This is a genomic window from Streptomyces sp. NPDC057694, from assembly GCF_042799415.1.
In the GTDB taxonomy this organism is placed as follows: Bacteria; Actinomycetota; Actinomycetes; order Streptomycetales; family Streptomycetaceae; genus Streptomyces.
Window position 1 is genome coordinate 979,339 of sequence record NZ_JBHVIX010000001.1, and the last position, 19,752, is coordinate 999,090.

A 19,752-nucleotide genomic window follows, 5' to 3' on the forward strand; every position below is an offset into this window, starting at 1 on the left:
GGCACAGATGTTCGTGTTCGCCTGCGGTCGATCCTCGCACGCGGCCCGCCGACGGAACAGATCGGCCGGGTCGGGGCCCGCACACGGACCCCGACCCCCCTGCCTCACGCCATTGACTTGTACAGCCCGAACTCCTTCAGGTGCACGGCCGACCGGGCCTGGGTGACGCGCAGCCGCCAGCGCCGGGCCGTGACCGGCGCGGGCAGCGCGATGATGCGGGCCGCGCCGACGGTGCCGAGCTCGGCCGCGATGGTCCAGGCGCCGTCGATGTACGCCTCGACCACGAAGTGCTCGATCTGCTGGCCGTGCCGGATGTCCTCGGCGAGCCGGATCCGGTCGACCGCGAGCGACCTGCCGAGATCGACGGTGCGGCCGCCGTCGCGCCCGGCACTCACCCGTGCGCCGTGCGCCAAGTCAGCGGGCAGCTCCCGGTCGGTGCGCTCGCGGAACTCCTTGAGGCGGGCGACGTCGGCGGCGGGCAGCAGGCCGTCGGTGTCCGGCGGGATGTTGAGCAGCAGCACGGCGCCGCGTCCCACCGACCGGTACCAGATGTCGGTCAACTCGTCGACGGACTTGGGCTGTTGGTCGGAGTGGTAGAACCAGCCGGGCCGGATCGACACATCGCACTCGGCCGGCCACCACTGGAGCGCTGCGGCGTCCGGCTGCGCCTTCAGCAGGGCGTCACGGCTGCCCTCGTCGGCGGAGTCGTAGGGCAGGACACGGTCGTACCTGCCGTTGCCGCTCTCCTTGACGGCGATGACGCTCCACTCGTTCTCGCGCGCCATGCCGTCCTCGTTGCCGACCCAGCGCACGTCCGGTCCGGACACGGCGATGGACGCGTCCGGGGCCAGTTCGCGCACGAGGCTGTACCAGCTGTCCCAGTCGTACGTCTCGACCTTGTCCGGCGGGATGCGGCCCTGCGCCCCGTCGAACCAGACCTCGTCGACCGGCCCGTACTCGGTGAGGACCTCGTAGAGCTGGTTGAGCATGTGGGCGCCGTAGTCGGTGGCGTCCAGTTCATACGTGGGCAGGTCGCGGCCCGCGCGGTCGTCACCGTCGACGAGGGTGGGGATGGTGCGGGTGGTGCGGGCGCTGCCGTTGGCGTAGACGCCGTCGAGGTACTGGTTCTCGTCGGCGGGCGAGATGTAGACGCCGACCTTGATGCCGTGGGCGCGCATCGAGTCGGCGAACGAGCGCAGCACATCGCCCTTGCCGCCGCGCCAACTGCTGCTCGCCACACTGTGCTCGGTGTACCGCGACTGGTGGAGCACGAAGCCGTCGTGGTGCTTGACGGTGAGGATGGCGAGCTTGAATCCTCCGTCGCGCAGGGCGCGCGCCCACTGGTCGGTGTCGAGGCCGGTGGGCTGGAAGACATCCGGGTCCTCGTCGCCGATGCCCCATTCGAGGCCGGTGAAGGTGTTCACGCCGAAGTGCAGGAAGGCGGCCTTCTCAAGCCCCTGCCAAGCGAGTTGACGTTGCGTCGGCCGGACCCGGGCTGCCTTGGCGATGAGTTCGGCGGGGGTGTCGTCGGGGCTGACGGGGATCCGGAAGTGGGGTTCGGCGGGCGGTGCGGCGAACGCGGGCGCTCCGGTGGTGGCGACGACCGCCGTGGCGGTGGCGGCGAGGAGGAAGTGCCGTCTGCTGAGAGCCATGAGCCGTGTGGGTCCCTTCAGTCGTGGGGGGGAGTGCGTGAGCTAGGCGCGGGTCAGCTTCCATGTGGACGGCGACTGCTGGTCGGCCGGGTACTGGACGAGGGAGCCGTCGACGGTGACGTGGACGGGCATCTGGCTGAGGGCGTTGGTGATGCGGTAGCCGCCGGTGGTCCTGGTGAGCTGCCAGCGCTGCAGGGTGTTCTTCGCGTCGCAGGTCTCCCGGGTGACGGCGGAGCCCGGTTCGAGGGGGAGGTTGTGGGTGAGCTTGCCGCTGCGGGTCTCCAGGCAGGCGCCGGACGCGTCGGTCAGGGTGACGTAGCCGTCGGCGGTGCGGGTGACCGTCAGGTCCTCGGCCTCGGTGCGGTGCCGGGTGTCGGTGAACGTGTAGGTGCCGTCGGCGACCGGGACGCGGGTGAGGTCGCGCCATCCGGGGGCGTGGGTGACGGCCCGGGCGCGCGCGGTGAACTCGGCGTACGTGGCGTCGGGGTGGGGTGTCCCCCAGGTCGTCTGGGCGATGTGGGCGAGGGGCAGTTCGGTCGTCGCGGCGACCTGGTTCTCGGTCTCGGCGGCCGCGTAGTCCGGCCACAGGCTGATCTTGGCGCCGGTGATGCCCTTGCTGGAGGTGAGCTTCTCGCCCTCGAAGCTGCGCGGGTCCCACTGCTCGTCGTACAGCTTCTCCGTGTCGGTGTGGAAGCCGCCGCGCACGAGGTAGAGGGAGTAGGCGGCGTTCATCACGGGGTAGCCCTGCGCGATGAGTTCGCTGGGCTTCACCTGCACGCCGAGCCAGTGCTCGACCGTCGTGCCGGGTGTGACGGGGACGGTGTTGTCGCCGGTCAGCCCGTCGTTCCAGATGCGCAGCCGCTTGCCCTTGCCCGCCGCGTACGCCTCGACCCGGTTGACGAAGTCGATGAAGGCGTCCTGGGGCGTCGCGTCCTGGCCGTACTTCGCCTTCGCGTACTCCAGGATGTGCGGGTACTTGGCGAAATCCGAGCCGAGCATGTACTCGTCGGCGCCCATGTGCCACCACTTGGCGGGGAACACGTCGCTGTACTCGTCGATGAGGCTCGTGTAGTAGTCGAAGGCCTCGGGCTCGGTGATGTCGAGGCGCGAGGTCTGCGCCTGGCCGTCGGCGTCGACGAGTTGCAGGTCGGGGCGGTTCTCGAGCCACGGGTCGATGTGCCCGGGCGAGTTGATCTCCGGGATGATCGTGACGTGGTACTTCTCGCCGAGTGCGACGAGCCGCCGGATCTCGCTCTTGGTGTAGTAGCCCCAGGAGTTGGCCTCCGGGTGGGCGTCGCTCTTCACCTTGAGTTCGAGGAGGAGCTGGTTGAGCTTGTGGTACGCCATGTCGCGGACCAGGTTCTCCAGCCACTCGGTGGAGATGTGGACGTAGCAGGCGCAGACGCCGACGCCACGCTCCTGGTAGCGCGGCACGTCGACCGTGCGGCCCGCGGGGATCCGGTCGCCCTGAGCGAGGAGCTGGAGGAGGGTGCGGGTGCCGTAGAAGGCCCCGGTCTCGGCGGCGCCGGTGATCCGCAGCCGCTTCCCGGCGGTCAGCTCGTAGCCCTCGCCGCCCAGTCGGCCCCGCTCGCCGGACGTGACGTCGACAACGATGTCGCCGGTGCGGGAGCCCCCGCCGACCACCGGCACGACACCGTTGCCCGCGGCCCGCAGATCGTCGGCGAGGGTGTGGGCGACACGCCGGGACGCGGCGTCGGACGCGACGAGGCGGGTGTCGTCCCCGTACGTGTAACTCCCCTCCCCCGGCGTCCAGTCGGTGAGGGCCGGCACGGTGGCGGGGGCCGCGACGGCCTCGGTGGTGGCGTGGGCCAGCGGGGCCGGTGCGGCGAGGAGCAGCAGGGCCGCGGCGGCACCGACGAGCCGGTGTCGGCGCCGTCGCGACGGGTTGAGCGCACTCGATTCGGTCATGACATCGGATGCTTCAAGCTAGACATGGACGTGTCAAGGGATCCGAGTCCATGACCACTTGGACATCTGTGGAGAGATCCGTGACGGCCGACCGGAAGCCCTCCGATGAATGAGGCCGGACAGACACCTCAAAAACCCGCTCGCCCGCACCCCTCGTCATCGAGGAGTACGGGCGACGGGCTCAGGGCGGCGCTACCCCGAAGTTCAGTCGACGCTGGGCAGGATGTGCGGCTCGGCGAGGTCGTCCTCGTAGCCGGCCAGCCGGATGGGCGCCGAGCGGGCCCACACGTCCAGACTGCCGAGCTTCTCCGGCCTGCGGCCGGCGCGCTCCGCGCGTTCCTTCGGGCGTTGTTCGATGTTCGTCTTCTCTGGTGTCACCGCGCACTCCTTGTGTGTCGGGTAACCCGCTCCGGCGTGACCGGCCCAGCATCGCGCAGGGCACCGGACGCCCGATCAGGTGTGAGTAGAGGGCCAGTTCGGGCGCGGTGGCGCCGGTTGCGCTGGTGGGATCGGCCGTGGTGACCGGCCTCTCCCCGAACGGAACCATGGGTACGGGTGGGACCCACGTGCGGTAACCGTCCGGCTACAGAGTAACCAAATGAGCGGGGGTCCGCTCGATGGGGCTGAATCCTGTCGTCCCCCGAGGGGTCGCCAGGTGTTCATTCAGCCACGCCGGTCCGTTCCGACGCGACCGGATTTGCCTCCGCCCGCCCTCCGGACCGAAACGCGCGGGTCAGGAGGTGGGGGCGGGGCGGTCGGTGTTGATCGTGCGGCCCTGGTCCTCGGTCGGCTCGGCCGACGGCCGTGAGGTCGCGTCCGTGTCCCCTGTGGCGTCAGCGGGGTTCGGGGTGTCCGGGGTCCGCCCGTCCGGCGGGGGCGGTCCGGTCGGGCTGGCACTCGCGCTGTTCGCCGCCTCGTTGGCGATCGCGTCGAAGTCCACGTCACCGGTGTTCTCCAGCATCGTGATGTGGTCGAGGACGGTCTGGTTGGCGTCGGTGGCCAGTTCTCGCACCAGTGAGTTGCGGGTGGTGTGGCGGATCTGCGCCAGCAGCGCGAAGACCTTTCCGTGCGCGTCCCGCAGCAGATTGGCGAACTTCCGCTCATAGTCCTTGCCGCTCGCCGCCGTCAGCTCGTTCAGCCAGCCCTGCTGCTGCGCGTTGGGCTGGTTCGGGAGTTCGACGCCCAGTTTCTCGGCCACCGAGCGCACCCGCTGGTCGAGGTCGGTGTGTCCGACGACGAGATGGTCGCCCGCGTCCCTGATCGCCTTCGTCGGCGCGCGCTCCATGGCCTGCTGACCCGCCGGGATCTCCCACAGCCCGGCGAGTCTGACGCGTACGACGAAGTCCCGGTCGCTCGCCGACAGCGGGCCCCACTGGGTGGCCACGGTGGCGGCGTTCAGATTCGCCTGCCCGGTTCCCGAACGGCTGGCGTAGGACCAGATCGGGAACGCCAGGGCACCGACGGTGGCGACCAGGGCGGCGAGGATGAGGGCGGTGCCGTTGACGCGACGCAAGCGGGCCTCCGGGGAACCGGGCCCGGCTCGCCCGGACGGCGAGCCGGTTGGTGACACCGGAAGATACGCGCGGGACGGGTCTCCTGTTCAGTTCCCCGCGGGATTCACGGGGTTCGCGGGGTGCGCAGAGTTGTCGGTGGGTTCGGCCGCCTTCGGCCGGCCCCGCCCCCAGGCCCGTACGACGAGGACGATCCCCACCAGGCCCACGACGGCCGCGAGCAGCATCCCGTCGGGGACGTGGGAACCGACATCGCGCGCCCACTGCTCGGCGGCGAACGAGCCGTCCACGTCGAGCAGTCCGGGCAGCGCGGTCGTCCCGTCGAAGACGAGGAAGAGGGTGCCGAGGACGATGAAGAACAGACCCGAGGCGAGGGTGGTGCTGTGCGCCTCGAAGCGGCCGACGCGGACCGGCCGCCCGCGCAGCAGCCGCCGCCGGCCCAGGTCGTAGCGCTGCCACAGCAGCGCGAGCAGGAACAGCGGCACCGCCATGCCGAGCGCGTAGACGGCGAGCAGGAGCCCGCCGTAGACGGGATGTCCGCCGAGCGCGGCCACGGTCAGGACGCTGCCCAGGATGGGGCCCGCGCAGAATCCGGCGAGGCCGTAGACGGCGCCCAGCGCGTACGCGGACAGGGCGCCGGTGGGGCGGATGCGGCCGGACAGTTCGGTCATCCGGCGGGAGGCGAAGCCGCGCCCGGCGATCTGCAGCACACCGAGCGCGATGATCAGCCAGCCGCCGGCCGTGACGAGCAGGTCGCGGTTGCCGTAGAAGAAGCGTCCCGCGTACGAGCCCGCGGCCCCCAGGGGTACGAGCGTGGTGGCGAGCCCGAGATAGAAGATGCCGGTGCGGGCGACGAGGCGGGTGGGGCTGCCGATGGAGTACGCGAAGAAGGCGGGCAGCAGCAGCGCGCTGCACGGGCTGAGCAGGGCGAGCAGTCCGCCGAGGAACGCCGCCAGGTAGCCGATGTCGCTCACCGCGCGGCCTGCGCCTTCGCCGACTCGATGACCTGCTCGAACGCGGCGTCGGGCTGGGCGCCCGCGATCGGCTGTCCGTTGACGAGGAACGACGGGGTCGAGGTGGCGCCGAGCGAGTAGGCCTCGGCCCGGTCCTTCTCGACGGCCGCGCGGGCCGCGTCGCTGTCGCGGTCGGTGCGGAACCGGCCGAGGTCGTCGACGCCGGCCTCGCGGGCGAGCGCTTCGAGCCGGTCGGCGGCGAAGCCCTTCTCCTTGGCTCCGTCGGCGTAGGCCGCCCGGTGGAACTCCCAGAAGCGGCCCTGCTGCCCGGCCGCCCAGGCGGCGCGCGCGGCGGCCTCGGACTCGGCGCCGAAGATCGGGAAGTTGCGCCATTCGATGCGCAGGGTGCCCTCGTCGACGTACTTCTTCACGAGGCCGGGTTCGGTGTCGCGGGCGAACTTGCCGCAGTAGCCGCACTTGAAGTCGGCGTACTCGATGAGGACGACCGGCGCGTCGGCCCTGCCCCGCGCGAGACGGTCGTCGGCGTCGCGCCGGGCGAGCTTCGCGAGCCGGGCCGTGGCGTCGTCGGGCCGCTGCCCCGCGGCGGCCTCCTGCTGGGAGACGTCCGTGCGGGGTTCGGGGCGGGTCGCGGTGTACGAGACCGTGCCCAGCACGGCGGCGGCCACCGCGACGGCGGCGATCAGGGCGAGGGGGCGGGCTTTTGACGTGGTCGGGGTTTTCGGCATGCCGAAGTCGTCCTTGCGTGAAGGGGGTCGGGAGCGGACACGGGGAGGAGCCGTGTCGTCTACACGCGCAGGACGGAGAGTTCGACCGGTGACGGCGGGTCGTGCGGGGGCGGGCCGCGGCCCGCCGGGACGGCGGGCGCGACGCCTTCGAGGACGGCCGTCGCCCCGCACGCGTGCTCGTGCACGAGCGGGGCGAGCAGTTGGTACGCCGACGTACCGCGCGAGGGCACACCCTGCCCGCTGTCCGGGGCGTGCCGCTGCTCGGGGGCACAACCCGGGGTGACGGGAGCGGCCCGCTCGGCCGCCGCGGCCACCGGTGTGTACGCCGTCGCCCGGGTGCCGGTGTCCTGCGCGCAACCCAGCACGGTGACCAACAGGGTCACCAGGAGGGCGTGGACGGCGAGACGCGGCATGCGGCAATTCTGCCTCACGGGCCCCGCCCTCCCCGACCATGCACGAGCGTTAACGTGCCGTTGACCGGTGCGTCAGGTCGCCATGGTCTGCTTCCGGACAAGCCTCGGAAGGTCTTCGGGAGGAGTCATCCATGGAGCGGGTCACCCTGCGCACCGTCGACGAGTTGATGGCCGCGCTGCACGCCTGCCGGGGCGCGTGGGACACCCCCGACCGCAGCGGCGATCCCGTCGATCTGCACGACCACGCCCTGCAGACGGCGGCGCTGCTGCGCCGCTCGCATCCCAGCGACAAGGAGTTGCAGGTGGCGGGCCTGGTCCACGACCTGGGCCATCTGCTGTGTCCCGGTGACGACGCGGGGCACGCCGGGACGGCCGCGGACGCGGTGCGCGGGCTGCTGGGCGTCCGGGTCGCGGAGCTGATCCGCCTTCATGTCCCGGCCAAGCGGTACCTGGCCGCGGTCGAGCCGTCCCGGGCTCTGTCGGCGCAGAGCGCGCTCACGCTGGACGCGCAGGGCGGCCCGATGTCACCGGCCGAGGTGGCGGCGTTCGAGACGGACCCGCACGGGGCGGACGCGGTGGAGCTGCGGCAGGCGGACGACGCGGGCAAGGTGGTCGGTCTGGACGCGGGCGTGATGGAGGACTGGCGCCCCCTGCTGACCCTGCTGGCGAACGAGCCCCGCAAGGGGCGCGGGGAACGGCGCGAGCAACCACAACCGACGCGCAGGTAAGAAACAACGCGCGCAGGCGGGCCGGGGCGCACCCCCGGTTTCGGGACGGGAAGGGGAGGAGGGGGCGACCCGCAAAACCCCACCAACCATCCACGACAACCGCACGCCTGACAGATCGTCAACCCCGGTCCGCCATGAGACCGTACGCGCATGACGTCGCAGCCATCCCTGGCCGGCCGGGCCGCCGTCGTGACCGGAGCCTCGCGCGGCATCGGCCGGGCGATCGCCGAGGAACTCGCCCGCGCGGGCGCCCGGTTGTGCGTCACGGCGCGTGACGCCGACGACGTCCGGGACACGGTCGCGGCGCTGCGCGCCCAGGGCGCGGACGCCATCGGCGTGGCGGGCACGGTCGCGGACCCCGCGCATCTGTGGGAGGTGACGGAGCGGACCATGGCGGCGTTCGGCCGCGTCGACGTCGTCGTGAACAACGCGGCGACGAACCAGCCCTACGGCCCGCTCATGGACGCCGACCCGGACGCCTGGCGCGCCGCCTTCACCGTCAATGTCGAGGCTCCGCTGCGGCTGGTGCAGTGCGCGTGGCGGGCGTGGATGAGCGAGCACGGCGGCGCCGTGGTCAACGTGTGCACCGAGGGCGCCACGCACGTCGGCCCGAACGTGGGCGCGTACAACACGAGCAAGGCCGCGCTGCGTCACCTGACCGCGCAGCTCGCGGGCGAGCTCGGCCCGTCGGTGCGGGTCAACTCCGTCTCGCCCGGCCTGGTCCGCACCGAGATGGCGCGCTTCGTGTGGGAGCGGGCCGAGGAGACGATCGCGGCGGGCCTGCCCGCCGGCCGGATCGGTGAACCGGCCGACGTGGCCCGCGCGGTGCGCTGGCTGGTCTCCGACGAGGCGGAGTGGATCACCGGCGCGGATCTGCTGGTGGACGGCGGCACGCGCGTCCGGGCGGCCTCACAGGCCGGGGACGCGCGTGCCGTGCAGCGGCAGCTGCGTCACCACTTCCCGGGCGCGTAGTCCTTCAGGAAGACGCCGTACACGTCCTCGCCGGACTCGCCGAGCACGACGGGGTCGTAGACGCGGGCTGCGCCGTCGACCAGGTCGAGCGGGGCGTGGAAGCCCTCCTCGGCGAGGCGCAGCTTGTCGTAGTGCGGGCGCTCGTCGGTGATCCAGCCGGTGTCGACGGACGTCATGAGGATGCCGTCGGACTGGAACATCTCCTGGGCACTGGTGCGCGTCACCATGTTCATCGCGGCCTTGGCCGCGTTGGTGTTCGGGTGGCCCGCACCCTTGTAGCCGCGGCCGAAGACGCCCTCCATCGCCGAGACGTTGACGACGTAGGCGCGTCCGCTCCTGGCGTTCTTCGCGGCCTCCGCCATGGAGGCGCGGAGCTTGCTGATGAGGATGAACGGCGCGGTGTAGTTGCACAGCTGGGTCTCCAGCAGCTCCACCGGGGAGATCTGCTCGATGCTCTGCACCCAGGTGTTGCTGTCGACGACGTCGGGCATCAGCCCGCCCGCGTCGATGGCGGTGCCGGCGAGGTGCCGCTCCACGCTGGCGTTGCCCGCGACGAGCGCCAGGTCGGCGACCTTCTGCGCGTCCATGCCGCTCGCGCCGATGGGCAGCGCGGCGATGCCGTCGACGGCGCCCGAGTTGAACGCGCCGATGACGGAGTACGGCGGCAGCTCGCCGGCGGGCAGCGGCGCGCTCTCGCCGTCGACCAGGGCGGCGTACGCGGACGGGAGCCGGCGCACGGTCTGCGTCGCGTTGTTGATCAGGATGTCGAGCGGGCCCGCGGCGGCGACCCGGTCGGCCAGCGAGACGGCCTGCGCCGGGTCGCGCAGGTCGATGCCGACGACCTCCAGGCGGTCGATCCAGTCCGCGGAGTCCTCCATCGCCTTGAAGCGGCGGATGGCGTCCTTCGGGAAGCGGGTGGTGATCGTGGTGTGCGCGCCGTCGCGCAGCAGTCGCAGCGCGATGTACATGCCGATCTTGGCGCGGCCGCCGGTGAGCAGGGCGCGCTTGCCGGACAGGTCGGCGCGGACGTCGCGCTTGTCCCGGTTCAGCCGGGCGCAGTCCGCGCAGAGCTGGTGGTAGAAGTAGTCGACCTCGACGTAGCGGGTCTTGCAGGTGTAGCAGGAGCGCGGGCGCTGGAGTATCCCGGCGATCCGGCCCGCCTCGGTGACCGACGACGGCAGGATGCCCTCGGTCTCGTCGTCGATGCGCTGCGCGGAGCCGGTCGCGGTCGCCTCGGTGACGGCCTTGTCGTGGGCGGTCTTGGCGGCGCGGCGGTCCTGGCGGCGGCGCTGCTTCACGGTCCGGTAGATGCCGGCGGTGGCGCGCCGGACCGTGATCGCGTCGGGGTGGTCGACGTCGATCTTGTCGAGCTCTTCCAGGACCGAGAGGCAGACGGCGAGACGCTCGGGGTCGATGCCGGGACCGTACGCGATCTCGTCGTCGGCCCCCGGGGCCTCATGGTTCTCTGTCACCGTCATCGCCGCTGCTTCCTGGAGTCCGCGTGCCGCGCGAACCGCGCACGCTGCCGAAAGCGGAATTTTACGTAGCGGTGGCGGGTGTCTCCAAACCCGTGCTCCGGACCCGTGACCGAACTCATGCCGGTGACCGGGGCCCGGGGCGCTCCCGGTCAGGGTGTGCAGGCCTCGGTCAGCGCCGCGACCTCGTCGGTGATCGCACGGGCCAGGCGGTCGAGGTCCGGCACCGCGGCGGCGTCGGCGACGAGCCCGTAGTGCACGCTCCCCCGATAGGTCGACACCGCGACGGCCAGGGACTGGCCCTGGGCGAGCGGGGCCAGCGGGAAGACCTCGGTGAGCGGGCAGCCGCCGAGTTTCAGGCCGAGGCTGGGCAGCGGCACGCTGGTGACCATGAGGTCGAAGAGCAGGCGGGCGTTGCGGCCGGCGAGGGTGCCGCCGAGCCGGTGGCCGAGCGGCGGCACGTGGTCGGCGAGCAGGGCCACGGCTCCGGCGCCGCGGTTCGGGCCGCGGTCCTTGTGCCGGTCCATCTCGGCGCGCACCACCCGCAGGCGCTCGATGGGGTCACCCTCGGCGACGGGCAGTCGCAGCAGGTAGCCGGAGAGGCGGTTGCCCTGCGGATGGGCGGTGCGCGGGCGGCGGCGCGAGACGGGGATCAGCGCGCGCGGCTCCACCCCGTCGCTGCCGTCGCCGCGCTCGTCGAGCCAGCGCCGGACGGCTCCGGCGACGACCGCGATCAGGACGTCGTTGACGGTGCCGCCCGCGGTCTTGCGGATCCGGTGGACGTCGTCGAGGTCGAGGACGACGCCGGCGGTGCGGCGGGTGCCGGTGGCCTTCGCGGCGAGCGCGGGCGAGGTGCGCACGCCCCAGGTGGCCTTCACCACGGAGGCGCCGATCGAGACGGCCTGCGTGGTGGCGCCGGCCACCGCGCGCACGTGCCCCGGGTAGCGGCGCGGGTCGAGGTCGCCGAGCGTGATGTCGCGCAGGCCGGGGAACGGCAGGCGCAGGCCGCGGCGCGGGGCGGGCTCCGGCTTCGGGGTGCGGGCGGCGGGCAGGTCGATCGGGTCGAGGACGGCGGCGGCGAGCGTGAGGGCGCGCAGTCCGTCGGCGAGGGCGTGGTGGAACTTGAACAGCACGGCGAAGCTGCGGCCGTCCGCCGCGGGCAGGACGTGCGCCTCCCACGGGGGCCTGCTCCGGTCCAGGGGGCGCTCCATGAGCGCGCCCGCGGCGGCGTGGAAGTCGGTGACCGGCTCGGTGATGTGCACGTGGTCCAGCGGGTCGAAGTCGGCGACGGGCACCCGGGCCGCGCCGCCCACCGGGACGAGCACCCCGGCGATCCGCATGCGCAGGCCGGTCACGGCGGGCGCGCGGGCGGCGAGCAGCTCCCCGGCGTGCCGGGCGGCGCCCGGCCCGTCGGCCTCGAACACCCCCAACGCGCCCAGGTGCATGGGGTGTTCGGCGGTTTCGATGTTCCAGAAGGCAAGGTCGAGAGGGGCGAGCAGGTCCGAGCTCTTCGCAGTCATGGAGTGCTCTCGCGTCGACGACGGGGGAACGAGAAGTCGCAGTCAACAGCCCACAGTCGATTACGGTCAAGTACGATCTAGGCACGCACAGTTAACAACAGATTAAGACCCGCCACGCGCGAGCAGCTCTGCGCGTGGCGGGTCTCGTGTGACGGGTGGGGCTTGTCGGTTACCTCACTTCACCGCGGGCGGCGCCGCGTCGGCGCCGGTCCCCCACGACGAGGGCTGCGCGCCGACGGTGAACGACAGGTCGCGCGTGCCGCGCAGGTCGGCGGTCGTCAGGTACGTCTTGCCGTACGCGGAGCCGTCGACCCGCGCCGACTGGATGTAGCGGTCGGTGTCCGAGGTGCCCTGCGCCCGGACGGTCAGCCCGCCCTTCGGGTAGTAGCGCCGGTCGAGCGTGAGGTCGACCCGCTCGAAGACGGGCGTCGACAGGCCCCAGGTGTCCGCGCCCGGCTGGACCGGGAAGATCCCGATGGAGGAGAGCACGTTCCAGGCGGACATGGTGCCGAGGTCGTCGTTGCCGGTCATGCCGGTCGGCGCATCGGTGAACAGGGTGAGGGCCGCGTGCACGACATCGGTCGTCTTCCACGGCTGACCGGTGGACAGGTACGTGTACGGCGCGATCAGGTCGGGCTCGTTCTGCGGGTTGTACTTGTCGGCGTTGTAGTAGTCGTACGGCCCGTTGACCCACACCTCGCGGGCGGTCTTCGCCGGGTCGGCGACGAGCTGGTCGTAGGCGAAGAACGAGTCGAGCCGCTGATTGGCCGCGTCCTCGCCGCCGATCAGCGAGACCATGCCGGGCAGGTCCTGCGGGACGAGCCACTGGTACTGCCAGCTCGTGCCCTCGTGGAAGCCCTCGCTCTGCGCCGGGTCGGCCGGACCGGTGAAGTTCCCGGCGGCGTCGCGGGCCCGGAAGAACCCGGTCGAGCTGTCGAAGATCTTGCGGTAGTTCTGGGCCCGTTCGGTGTAGCGCTTCGCGTCGGCCTTGTGGCCCAGCTCCCTGGCCATCTTGCCGAGCATGGCGTCGGAGAGCGCGTACTCCAGGGTGGCCGAGGCGCCGTGGTCGTAGTCGGAGTCGCCGGGCTTCACGTGCGCGCGGTCCTTGATGTACGGGGCGAACCCGTCGGCGAGGTACTCCTTGTTCGCCTCGCGGCCCACCGGCGCGGAGTCGGCCGGCGGCACCCCGTCGGCGTTCTTCTTGAGCGCGCGGTACGCGTCGTCCTCATGCCCCTTGAGCAGGCCCTGCTCATAGGCGTTGGTGAGGAACGGGGTGACCGGGTCGCCGGTCATGATGTTCGTCTCGACGGTGCCGTAGCCCCACTTGGGCAGCCAGCCGCTGTCCTTGTCGATCTGGATGACCGACAGCGCCATGTCCCGTGATTCGCTCGGCGCGAGCAGCGACAGCAACTGGGCCTGAGTGCGGTACGTGTCCCACAGCGACCAGTTCTGGTAGTACGTGAAGCCCTTGGCGCGGTGGATCTTCTGGTCCCAGCCCGTGTAGCGGCCGTCGGCGTCGCTGCCGATGTTCGGCGCGAGGAAGGACCGGTAGAGGGACGAGTAGAAGGTGCGGCGCTGCGTCTCGCTGCCGCCCTGGGCGCGGACGTCGTCGAGCCGGTCCTCCCACGCGGCCTGCGCGGCGCGGTGCACCTTGTCGAAGGAACGGCCGCCCTCCGTACGGAGGTTGAGCGCGGCGCCCTTCGCGTCGACGTAGGAGATCGCAGTGGTCGCCTCGACCGTGCGGTCCTTGGCGGTGTCGAAGCGGACGTAGGCGCCGTTGCGGTCGGCGTCCGCGTCCGAGGTCTTCGAGCCCGCCGTGACGGTGTCGCCCTTCCACGTGCCGGACGTCGTGAACGGCCGGTCGAAGCGGGTGATCGTGTACACGGTGTACTGCTTGGTGTCCTGGCAGAAGCCGCTGCCGGTGATGGCGGTGCGCACGGTGCGGTTGTCGAGGATCTCGACCTTGGTGTGGACCGTCTTGTGCAGCGACTGCCCCGCGTTGATCAGGACGTTGGCCTTGTCGGTGTCCGGGAAGGTGTAGCGCTGCACGCCGGTGCGCTTCGTGGCGCTCAACTCGGCCTCGATGCCGGTCTTGAGGCCCACTTTGTAGTAGCCGGGTGACGCCTTCTCGTCGTCGTGGCTGAACTCCGCGGCGTACTTCGCGTAGTCGGTCGACGTGATGTCGCCGGTCGTCGGCAGAACGGGCAGATCACCGCCGAGGCCGCAGCCGACGCCCGAGAGGTGGACGGTGGAGAAACCGCGGATGTGGTTCTCGGAGTAGTCGTAGCCGGTGTTGTGCCCGGTGTCCGGCGAGAACTGCACCATGCCGAACGGTACGGCGGCGCCCGGGTAGGTGTTGCCCTCGTTCTCGGTTCCGATGAACGGGTTGACCAGGTCGGTCAGTTGGCCGGCGCTTCCGGCCGCGGCCTGCGCCGCCGGGGCCGCGAGTCCGGCGCCCAGGAACACGGCCGCGCCGAGTACCCCCAGGGCGCGGCGGGCTCTCGAACCCGTCGTGCGCGTCTTCGTCGTACGGCTTCTCATACTGGGCCTCTCGACAACGTTGTCAGCAAGCGCGGTCATTCTTCGTCGGTGTCGATGCCCCGTCAAGAGTCCAGGCGCCACAGGTGGTCCTCCGTCCCGTTGTCGGCGAACTGCACCACTTGTGCGCTGTTGTCGGTGGACATCCCGTCGACGCCGAGCACCTTGCCGCTGTGCTCGTTGCGGAGCAGGAACCAGCCGTCGCCCTGGTCGATCCGGGTCCACAGCAGGTCGGGGCGGCCGTTGTCCTCGTACTGGACGGCGTGTGCGCTGTCGCCGGTCGAACTGTTCAGAACGGCGAGGAACTTGCCACTCTGGCCGTTGCGGACACGGACGCGCCCCTCCCCCGCGTCGACCAGTTGCCAGGCGTGGTCGCCGGTCCCCGAGTTGTCGAACTGGACGACCCGCGCGTCGTCGGCGGTGGACATGGAGTCGACGGCGAGGACCTTGCCGCTGTGCTTGTTCCGGATACGCCGGTAGGGCGGCTCGGGGGTCCACGGGTGTCCGTCGGGCGCGGCCGTGGGGAAGGACGTGATCCGCAGCCGGGCCGCGCCCATCGGTACGAGCGTCACGGTCTCGACGCCCGCCCGGCTGCGTGCGGGGCTCGGCTGGAGCGGCGCGACCACGTGCTCGTCGTCCGCGATCCACTCGGGCAGGCTGCGTGCCTTGGCCGCCAGGGTGAGCGGGGTGCCGTCGAGGGTGAACGGGTTGGCGGGCAGCGGTCCGGGACGGCGTCGCAGCTCCGGTGAACTTCCCGGCACGAGGCCGTAGTTCCAGGCCGAGGCGGCGTGCACGTCGTACTCGGGGAAGGTGTCGGAGCCGCCGGTGCGGACGTACTTCTCGGCGATCTTCAGCGAGTAGGTCAGCGGCCCGTGGTCGACGCTGACGCTGTCGTGGTTGCCGCTCCAGGTGCGCAGGGTGGTGCGCTGGGGCAGGCGCAGGGTGACCCGGTCGCCGTCCTTCCAGGTGCGGCGGATCTCGGCGAAGGAGGGGCCCGAACCGGCCTTCACCGTACGCCCGTTGACGGCGAGTCGGGGTTTGTCGCACCAGCCGGGGACGCGCAGCCGCAGCGGGAACTCCACGGACTTGTCCACGCTCAACGTCAGCGTGACGGTCTCGTCGAACGGGTAGTCCGTCTCCTCCCGTACGGTCACCGTCGCACCCCCGACCCGGGTCTTCACCTCGCTCGGGGCGTACAGCGCCGCGGCGAGTCCGCCGTCCGGCGTCGCGAGCCACAGCTCCTCGGTGAAGTAGGGCCACCCCATGCCGTAGTTGTGCGGACAGCACCGGTACTGGTCGATGCCCGGCTGGAACGACTGCATGGCGAAGCCGTTCTGGAACTGCCCGTCCGTCTTGCGGGAGTTGTCCAGGTCCACGCTGTTGGCGCTGGTGATGTAGTGGATGCCCTTGCCCTGCGGGTCGAGGGACGCGGGCAGCATGTTGAAGGCCAGGTCCTCGCAGCGGTCGGCCCACACCGGATCGCCGGTGATGCGGGTGAGCAGCTCGTGGCTGGCCATGAACTCGACGATGCCGCAGGTCTCGAAGCCCTGCCGCGGGTCGCCGAAGCCGGGCCTGACGTTCTCGTCGCCGGCGATACCGCCGCCCGCGAACTGACCGTATTCGTCCAGGACTTGCTCGTACGTGCGGTACGTGGCCCGCACCAGGGCGTCGGTGTCGCCGGCCGCCCACTGGGCGTACTGGGCGGGCTCCCGGAAGCCCTGGGCGATGTTCACGTTGTGCGGGGTGGGCAGGTCGCCGGTCCAGTCGGCGCCGTAGTGGTGCATCTTGTCGACGAGGCTCTCCAGGAACGCGTCGCCGGTGCGCTCGTGCAGCCAGCGCGCGGTGTCGATGCCGTCGCCCCAGCGCACGGAGACCCAGCTGGAGTCGAAGGCGCCCTTACCCTGGGCCTCCATGAACGTCATGAAGCGGGTCAGGAACGGCACGACGCGCTCGTCGTCCGTGTACTCCTGGTAGGTGCGCAGCGCCATCAGCAGCGGCAGGAACGGCCAGAAGTCGGGGCCGCCGTTCAGCGAGGTGCGCAGGGCGCGCGGGCCGAAGAAGCCGTCCGCCTCCTGGGTGGCGAGGATCGCGTCGATCCAGCGCTTGCAGGCGGCGAGCGCGTCGGCGTCCCGGGTGGCGATCGCGAGCGGTACGAACCCCCGCAGCCAGTAAGGGAGTTCCTCCCAGCCGCCGAGTTCGGGATGGACCCAGCCGCAGGTGTCCATGACGAGGAAGTGGGACGTCTCGGCGTAGCGGCCGCACAAACCTGCGAGCTGGAGCCTCAGCTGCTCGGCGAGCCAGCCGTGCGCGGTGATGCTGCCGACGGGGAGACGGGTGAGGGCGTCGGCGGCCGGGGCGGCCGCGGCCGCCCGTGCGGTCACGGCCGGCAGGCCGCCGAACGCGGTGGCGGCGGAGACCACCGTCGCGGCCTGGAGCACGCCGCGTCGTGTCACTGTCATGAGCTTCCTCCCACGAGAGAGAACGAACGAGAAGGGGCGGGCCCGACGGTGCGGGCCCGCCCCCGGAGGGCTTACGGGATCAGGAGCAGTTGGCCACGGTCGCCTGGGAGGCGTCCTTGATCAGCTGCTGCTGGGCGTCGTGCAGGCGCTTCACGTCCGGCTTGACGACCCTGCGGTCGTAGGTGAGCAGGCCGTTCAGCTCGCCCTCCACGTCGGAGATCTGCGTGTAGACGGCGCCGTTGGAACCCTGGCAGGCCAGCTTGTGGACCTCACCGAGCTTCTCGAGGTAGTCGTCCGTGTACGTCGCCGGGTCCACGTCCACGTAGGACTGCTGGACCGCCCACGCGTGCCCCGGCACGGCGAGGCCGAGGCCGCCGTACTCGCCGCTGACCAGGGCTCTCTTGCCGTCGGGGTGCGGCGGCAGGGCGGGACTCGGATAGCCGTGTTCGTCGATGATGTCGCCGGTGCCGCCGTCCTTGCCCAGGTTGATGCCGGACATGGAGTTGATCAGGCGGGTCGGGTCCCAGGACTTCGCCTGGTCGGCGAGGCGCGCCTCGTCGTACTGGCCCCAGCCCTCGTTGAGGGTGACCCACATGATGACCGACGGGTGGTTGTAGTGCTGGTCGATCATGGTCTTCATCTCGCGCTCGAACTCGGCGCGGGCGGCCGTGGACGGGTTCGTCCCGGCCTCCATCGCCGGCATGTCCTGCCAGACGAGCAGGCCCAGCTTGTCGGCCCAGTAGAACCAGCGGTCGGGTTCGACCTTGATGTGCTTGCGGACGGAGTTGAAGCCCATCTGCTTGTGCATCTTCAGGTCGTAGGCGAGGGCCTCGTCACTGGGTGCGGTGTACAGGCCGTCGGGCCAGAACCCCTGGTCGAGGGTGGCCATCATGAAGGTGGGCTTGCCGTTGAGAACGGTGCGCGGGGTGCCGTTCACGTTCTCGACCTCGACCGAGCGCATCCCGAAGTAGCTGCCGACCCGGTCGCCGCCGACGCTGACCTTCAGGTCGTAGAGGTAGGGGTCGTCGGGGGTCCACAGGCGCGGGTTCTTGAGCTTCAGGCTGAGGGACTTGCCGGAGGTTCCGGTGGCGGTGGCGACCTTGCGCTTGCCCTCGTACGCGGTGGCGGTCACCGGAAGCCCGGCGCGGACTCCCGTGGTCTCGACGGCCAGTTCACTCTTCTCGACGCTGGGCGTGAGCTTGAGGTCACTGACGTGGTCGGTGGCGACCGGCTCCATCCACACCGTCTGCCAGATGCCGGACGACGGGGTGTACCAGATGCCGCTGGGGTCGGTGCGCTGCTTGCCCATCGGCGGGTTCTCGCCGTCCTTGGCGTCCGTCGGGTCGTAGACGCCGACGATCAGCTCCTGGGTGCGGCCCGGCTTCAGCGCGTCGGTGATGTCCGCGCTGAACTTGTCGTAGCCGCCCTTGTGGTCGGCGACCTTCTTGCCGTTGACGTAGACCTCGGACTGCCAGTCGACGGCGCCGAAGTTCAGCTGGAGGCGCTTGCCGCTGCCGACCTTCCAGTCCTTGGGGACCGTGAAGGTGCGGCGGTACCACATGCGGTCCTCGTGGCGCTCGACGCCGGAGAGCTGGGACTCCACCGGGTAGGGCACGAGGATCTTCTCGCGGAGCTTCTTGCCGACGGGGACCGCGTCGCCTTCCTCGGCACCCGCGAACTCCCACGTGCCGTTGAGGTTCTGCCAGTCGGAGCGGGTGAGCTGGGGGCGGGGGTACTCACGGTGGGCGTTGCCGGCCGTGACGTCGTCGCCCCACTTGGTGCTCAGCTCGTACGTGGAGTGGTTCGGGCCGCTCGACCAGAAGGTGCCGACGGCCGTGCCGTCACCGCCGGTCAGACCGCCCTTGCCGTCGTAGGTGACGTCGGCGAGACCGTCGGCGTCGCCCTTCTTGTTGCCGACGACCGGCTCCTTCAGGCCGACGATGAGGGCCCTCGGGTCGTCGGGGTCGGCCTTGACCGTGCTCAGCGGCCACTTCGCGCCGCCGATGACGGCCGACAGGTGGTCGTTGACGTCACCCGGCACCTTGCCGAGCTTCTGCGCGAAGTCGAGCTTGAGGGTGCGCCCGTCGCCGAGGACGGTGGTGCCGATGGCACCGTCGTACTTCCAGTCGTCGGGCAGCCGGAACGCGGAGGACGGGATCGCTTCCTTCGTCTCGCCCGGCTCGGTCCAGCGCAGATGGAGATTGGACCCGCCGAAGTGCTCGAAGTACTCGACCTTGATGTCGACCGCCTGGCCGGCGGTCAGGTCCACGGGCGCGGAGGTCTGCTCCTTGTCCCAGTCGTCGACCCAGTGGTCGACGACGAGCTTGTCGTCGACCCACAGCCGGAAACCGTTGTCCCCTATGAGGGAAAACGTTGTCGAGCCGGACTTCTCCGGGACGAGTTTTCCGGTCCAGCGCACGTTCGCGTCGTCGGCGCTGCCGGTGGCGGCCTGGAGCCTGGAGTCCAGACTGCCGAAGTCGATCTGCGGGTCGAACCCGGTGGCCTTCAGCGTGTCGAAGTCGAAGGCGCCGGGGGCGGATTGGGTGTAGTACTCCCCCTTGAGCCCGTGCGGGACCACGGGTTCGTCGGCGGTGCTCTGCGCGGCCTTCGCCGTGCCGGCCGTGGCGTGGGGTGCCACGGACAGCGCGGTGACTCCGAGTGCCGCGGTGAGCAGCAGGGCCAGCGGTCGGCCCCGGTGTCTGAAGCTTCTGATGCGCACGGATCCTCCTGGTGTGGAACGCGGATGAGGCGTCGAGGAAGGGTGGCGGCTCGCCGCTCTAGTCGGTACAACTCGTTTGTACATCGTTGGAAAGAACGGCAGTTGGCATGACAGCACGCGTTCCGGCGCGCTGTCCA

General features: G+C 71.0%; 14 protein-coding genes. 2 read left to right on the plus strand and 12 right to left on the minus strand.

What is annotated here, in order from left to right:
- Nucleotides 1-104: 104 nt before the first annotated feature.
- The 7 genes from ACFVDP_RS04570 to ACFVDP_RS04600 all read right to left on the minus strand — a co-directional run bounded on the left by ACFVDP_RS04570 (nt 105) and on the right by ACFVDP_RS04600 (nt 7,204).
- Nucleotides 105-1,652 (minus strand): alpha-L-fucosidase, encoded by a 1,548-nt coding sequence (locus tag ACFVDP_RS04570; RefSeq protein ID WP_383483089.1) that lies wholly within the window; start codon nt 1,650-1,652, stop codon nt 105-107.
- A 42-nt stretch (nt 1,653-1,694) separates the two neighbouring features.
- Entirely contained in the window at nt 1,695-3,581 is a 1,887-nt protein-coding gene (locus ACFVDP_RS04575; RefSeq protein WP_383483092.1) for a family 20 glycosylhydrolase, read from the minus strand.
- A 204-nt stretch (nt 3,582-3,785) separates the two neighbouring features.
- Nucleotides 3,786-3,959 (minus strand): hypothetical protein, encoded by a 174-nt coding sequence (locus ACFVDP_RS04580; RefSeq protein WP_383483094.1) that lies wholly within the window; start codon nt 3,957-3,959, stop codon nt 3,786-3,788.
- 355 nt (nt 3,960-4,314) lie between these two features.
- A complete protein-coding gene (locus ACFVDP_RS04585; RefSeq protein WP_383483097.1) occupies nt 4,315-5,094 on the minus strand; it encodes a DUF4142 domain-containing protein in 780 nt (259 codons plus the stop codon).
- An 87-nt stretch (nt 5,095-5,181) separates the two neighbouring features.
- Nucleotides 5,182-6,066, minus strand: coding sequence for a cytochrome c biogenesis CcdA family protein (locus ACFVDP_RS04590; protein WP_383483100.1), 885 nt, complete (start codon nt 6,064-6,066; stop codon nt 5,182-5,184).
- The gene (locus tag ACFVDP_RS04595) at nt 6,063-6,791 is read right to left on the minus strand and encodes a DsbA family protein (RefSeq protein ID WP_383483103.1); all 729 of its coding nucleotides are present in this window, start codon (nt 6,789-6,791) and stop codon (nt 6,063-6,065) included. Before ACFVDP_RS04595 ends, ACFVDP_RS04590 begins: the two co-directional genes overlap by 4 nt.
- A 59-nt stretch (nt 6,792-6,850) precedes the next feature.
- A complete protein-coding gene (locus tag ACFVDP_RS04600; RefSeq protein WP_383483106.1) occupies nt 6,851-7,204 on the minus strand; it encodes a hypothetical protein in 354 nt (117 codons plus the stop codon).
- A gap of 131 nt (nt 7,205-7,335) precedes the next feature.
- Here ACFVDP_RS04600 and ACFVDP_RS04605 point away from each other — a divergent pair, with 131 nt between their 5' ends.
- Together ACFVDP_RS04605 and ACFVDP_RS04610 are read left to right on the plus strand one after the other, a co-directional pair.
- The gene (locus ACFVDP_RS04605; RefSeq protein WP_383483109.1) at nt 7,336-7,932 is read left to right on the plus strand and encodes an inositol oxygenase family protein; all 597 of its coding nucleotides are present in this window, start codon (nt 7,336-7,338) and stop codon (nt 7,930-7,932) included.
- Between the two features lie 150 nt (nt 7,933-8,082).
- The gene (locus ACFVDP_RS04610; RefSeq protein WP_383483111.1) at nt 8,083-8,904 is read left to right on the plus strand and encodes an SDR family oxidoreductase; all 822 of its coding nucleotides are present in this window, start codon (nt 8,083-8,085) and stop codon (nt 8,902-8,904) included.
- Here the strand turns inward: ACFVDP_RS04610 and ACFVDP_RS04615 are convergent.
- The 5 genes from ACFVDP_RS04615 to ACFVDP_RS04635 form a co-directional block, all read right to left on the minus strand.
- Nucleotides 8,883-10,382, minus strand: a complete 1,500-nt coding sequence (locus ACFVDP_RS04615) for an SDR family NAD(P)-dependent oxidoreductase (protein ID WP_383483114.1) — start codon at nt 10,380-10,382, stop codon at nt 8,883-8,885. The two genes, ACFVDP_RS04610 and ACFVDP_RS04615, sit on opposite strands and share 22 nt — an antisense overlap.
- A gap of 149 nt (nt 10,383-10,531) precedes the next feature.
- Nucleotides 10,532-11,899, minus strand: a complete 1,368-nt coding sequence (locus tag ACFVDP_RS04620; protein ID WP_383483116.1) for a wax ester/triacylglycerol synthase family O-acyltransferase — start codon at nt 11,897-11,899, stop codon at nt 10,532-10,534.
- A gap of 174 nt (nt 11,900-12,073) precedes the next feature.
- The gene (locus ACFVDP_RS04625) at nt 12,074-14,440 is read right to left on the minus strand and encodes a GH92 family glycosyl hydrolase (RefSeq protein ID WP_383483119.1); all 2,367 of its coding nucleotides are present in this window, start codon (nt 14,438-14,440) and stop codon (nt 12,074-12,076) included.
- A gap of 62 nt (nt 14,441-14,502) precedes the next feature.
- The gene (locus ACFVDP_RS04630; protein ID WP_383483122.1) at nt 14,503-16,896 is read right to left on the minus strand and encodes an RICIN domain-containing protein; all 2,394 of its coding nucleotides are present in this window, start codon (nt 16,894-16,896) and stop codon (nt 14,503-14,505) included.
- A gap of 79 nt (nt 16,897-16,975) precedes the next feature.
- Entirely contained in the window at nt 16,976-19,615 is a 2,640-nt protein-coding gene (locus tag ACFVDP_RS04635) for a PA14 domain-containing protein (protein ID WP_383483125.1), read from the minus strand.
- Between the last annotated feature and the right edge of the window lie 137 nt (nt 19,616-19,752).

Excerpts from the sequence above, each read along its gene's own strand:
- ACFVDP_RS04570 (WP_383483089.1), bottom strand. The coding sequence starts at position 1,652 with ATGGCTCTCAGCAGACGGCACTTCCTCCTCGCCGCCACCGCCACGGCG.
- ACFVDP_RS04575 (WP_383483092.1), bottom strand. The coding sequence starts at position 3,581 with ATGACCGAATCGAGTGCGCTCAACCCGTCGCGACGGCGCCGACACCGG.
- ACFVDP_RS04595 (WP_383483103.1), bottom strand. The coding sequence starts at position 6,791 with ATGCCGAAAACCCCGACCACGTCAAAAGCCCGCCCCCTCGCCCTGATC.
- ACFVDP_RS04600 (WP_383483106.1), bottom strand. The coding sequence starts at position 7,204 with ATGCCGCGTCTCGCCGTCCACGCCCTCCTGGTGACCCTGTTGGTCACC.
- ACFVDP_RS04605 (WP_383483109.1), top strand. The coding sequence starts at position 7,336 with ATGGAGCGGGTCACCCTGCGCACCGTCGACGAGTTGATGGCCGCGCTG.
- ACFVDP_RS04610 (WP_383483111.1), top strand. The coding sequence starts at position 8,083 with ATGACGTCGCAGCCATCCCTGGCCGGCCGGGCCGCCGTCGTGACCGGA.
- ACFVDP_RS04615 (WP_383483114.1), bottom strand. The coding sequence starts at position 10,382 with ATGACGGTGACAGAGAACCATGAGGCCCCGGGGGCCGACGACGAGATC.
- ACFVDP_RS04620 (WP_383483116.1), bottom strand. The coding sequence starts at position 11,899 with ATGACTGCGAAGAGCTCGGACCTGCTCGCCCCTCTCGACCTTGCCTTC.
- ACFVDP_RS04625 (WP_383483119.1), bottom strand. The coding sequence starts at position 14,440 with ATGAGAAGCCGTACGACGAAGACGCGCACGACGGGTTCGAGAGCCCGC.
- ACFVDP_RS04630 (WP_383483122.1), bottom strand. The coding sequence starts at position 16,896 with ATGACAGTGACACGACGCGGCGTGCTCCAGGCCGCGACGGTGGTCTCC.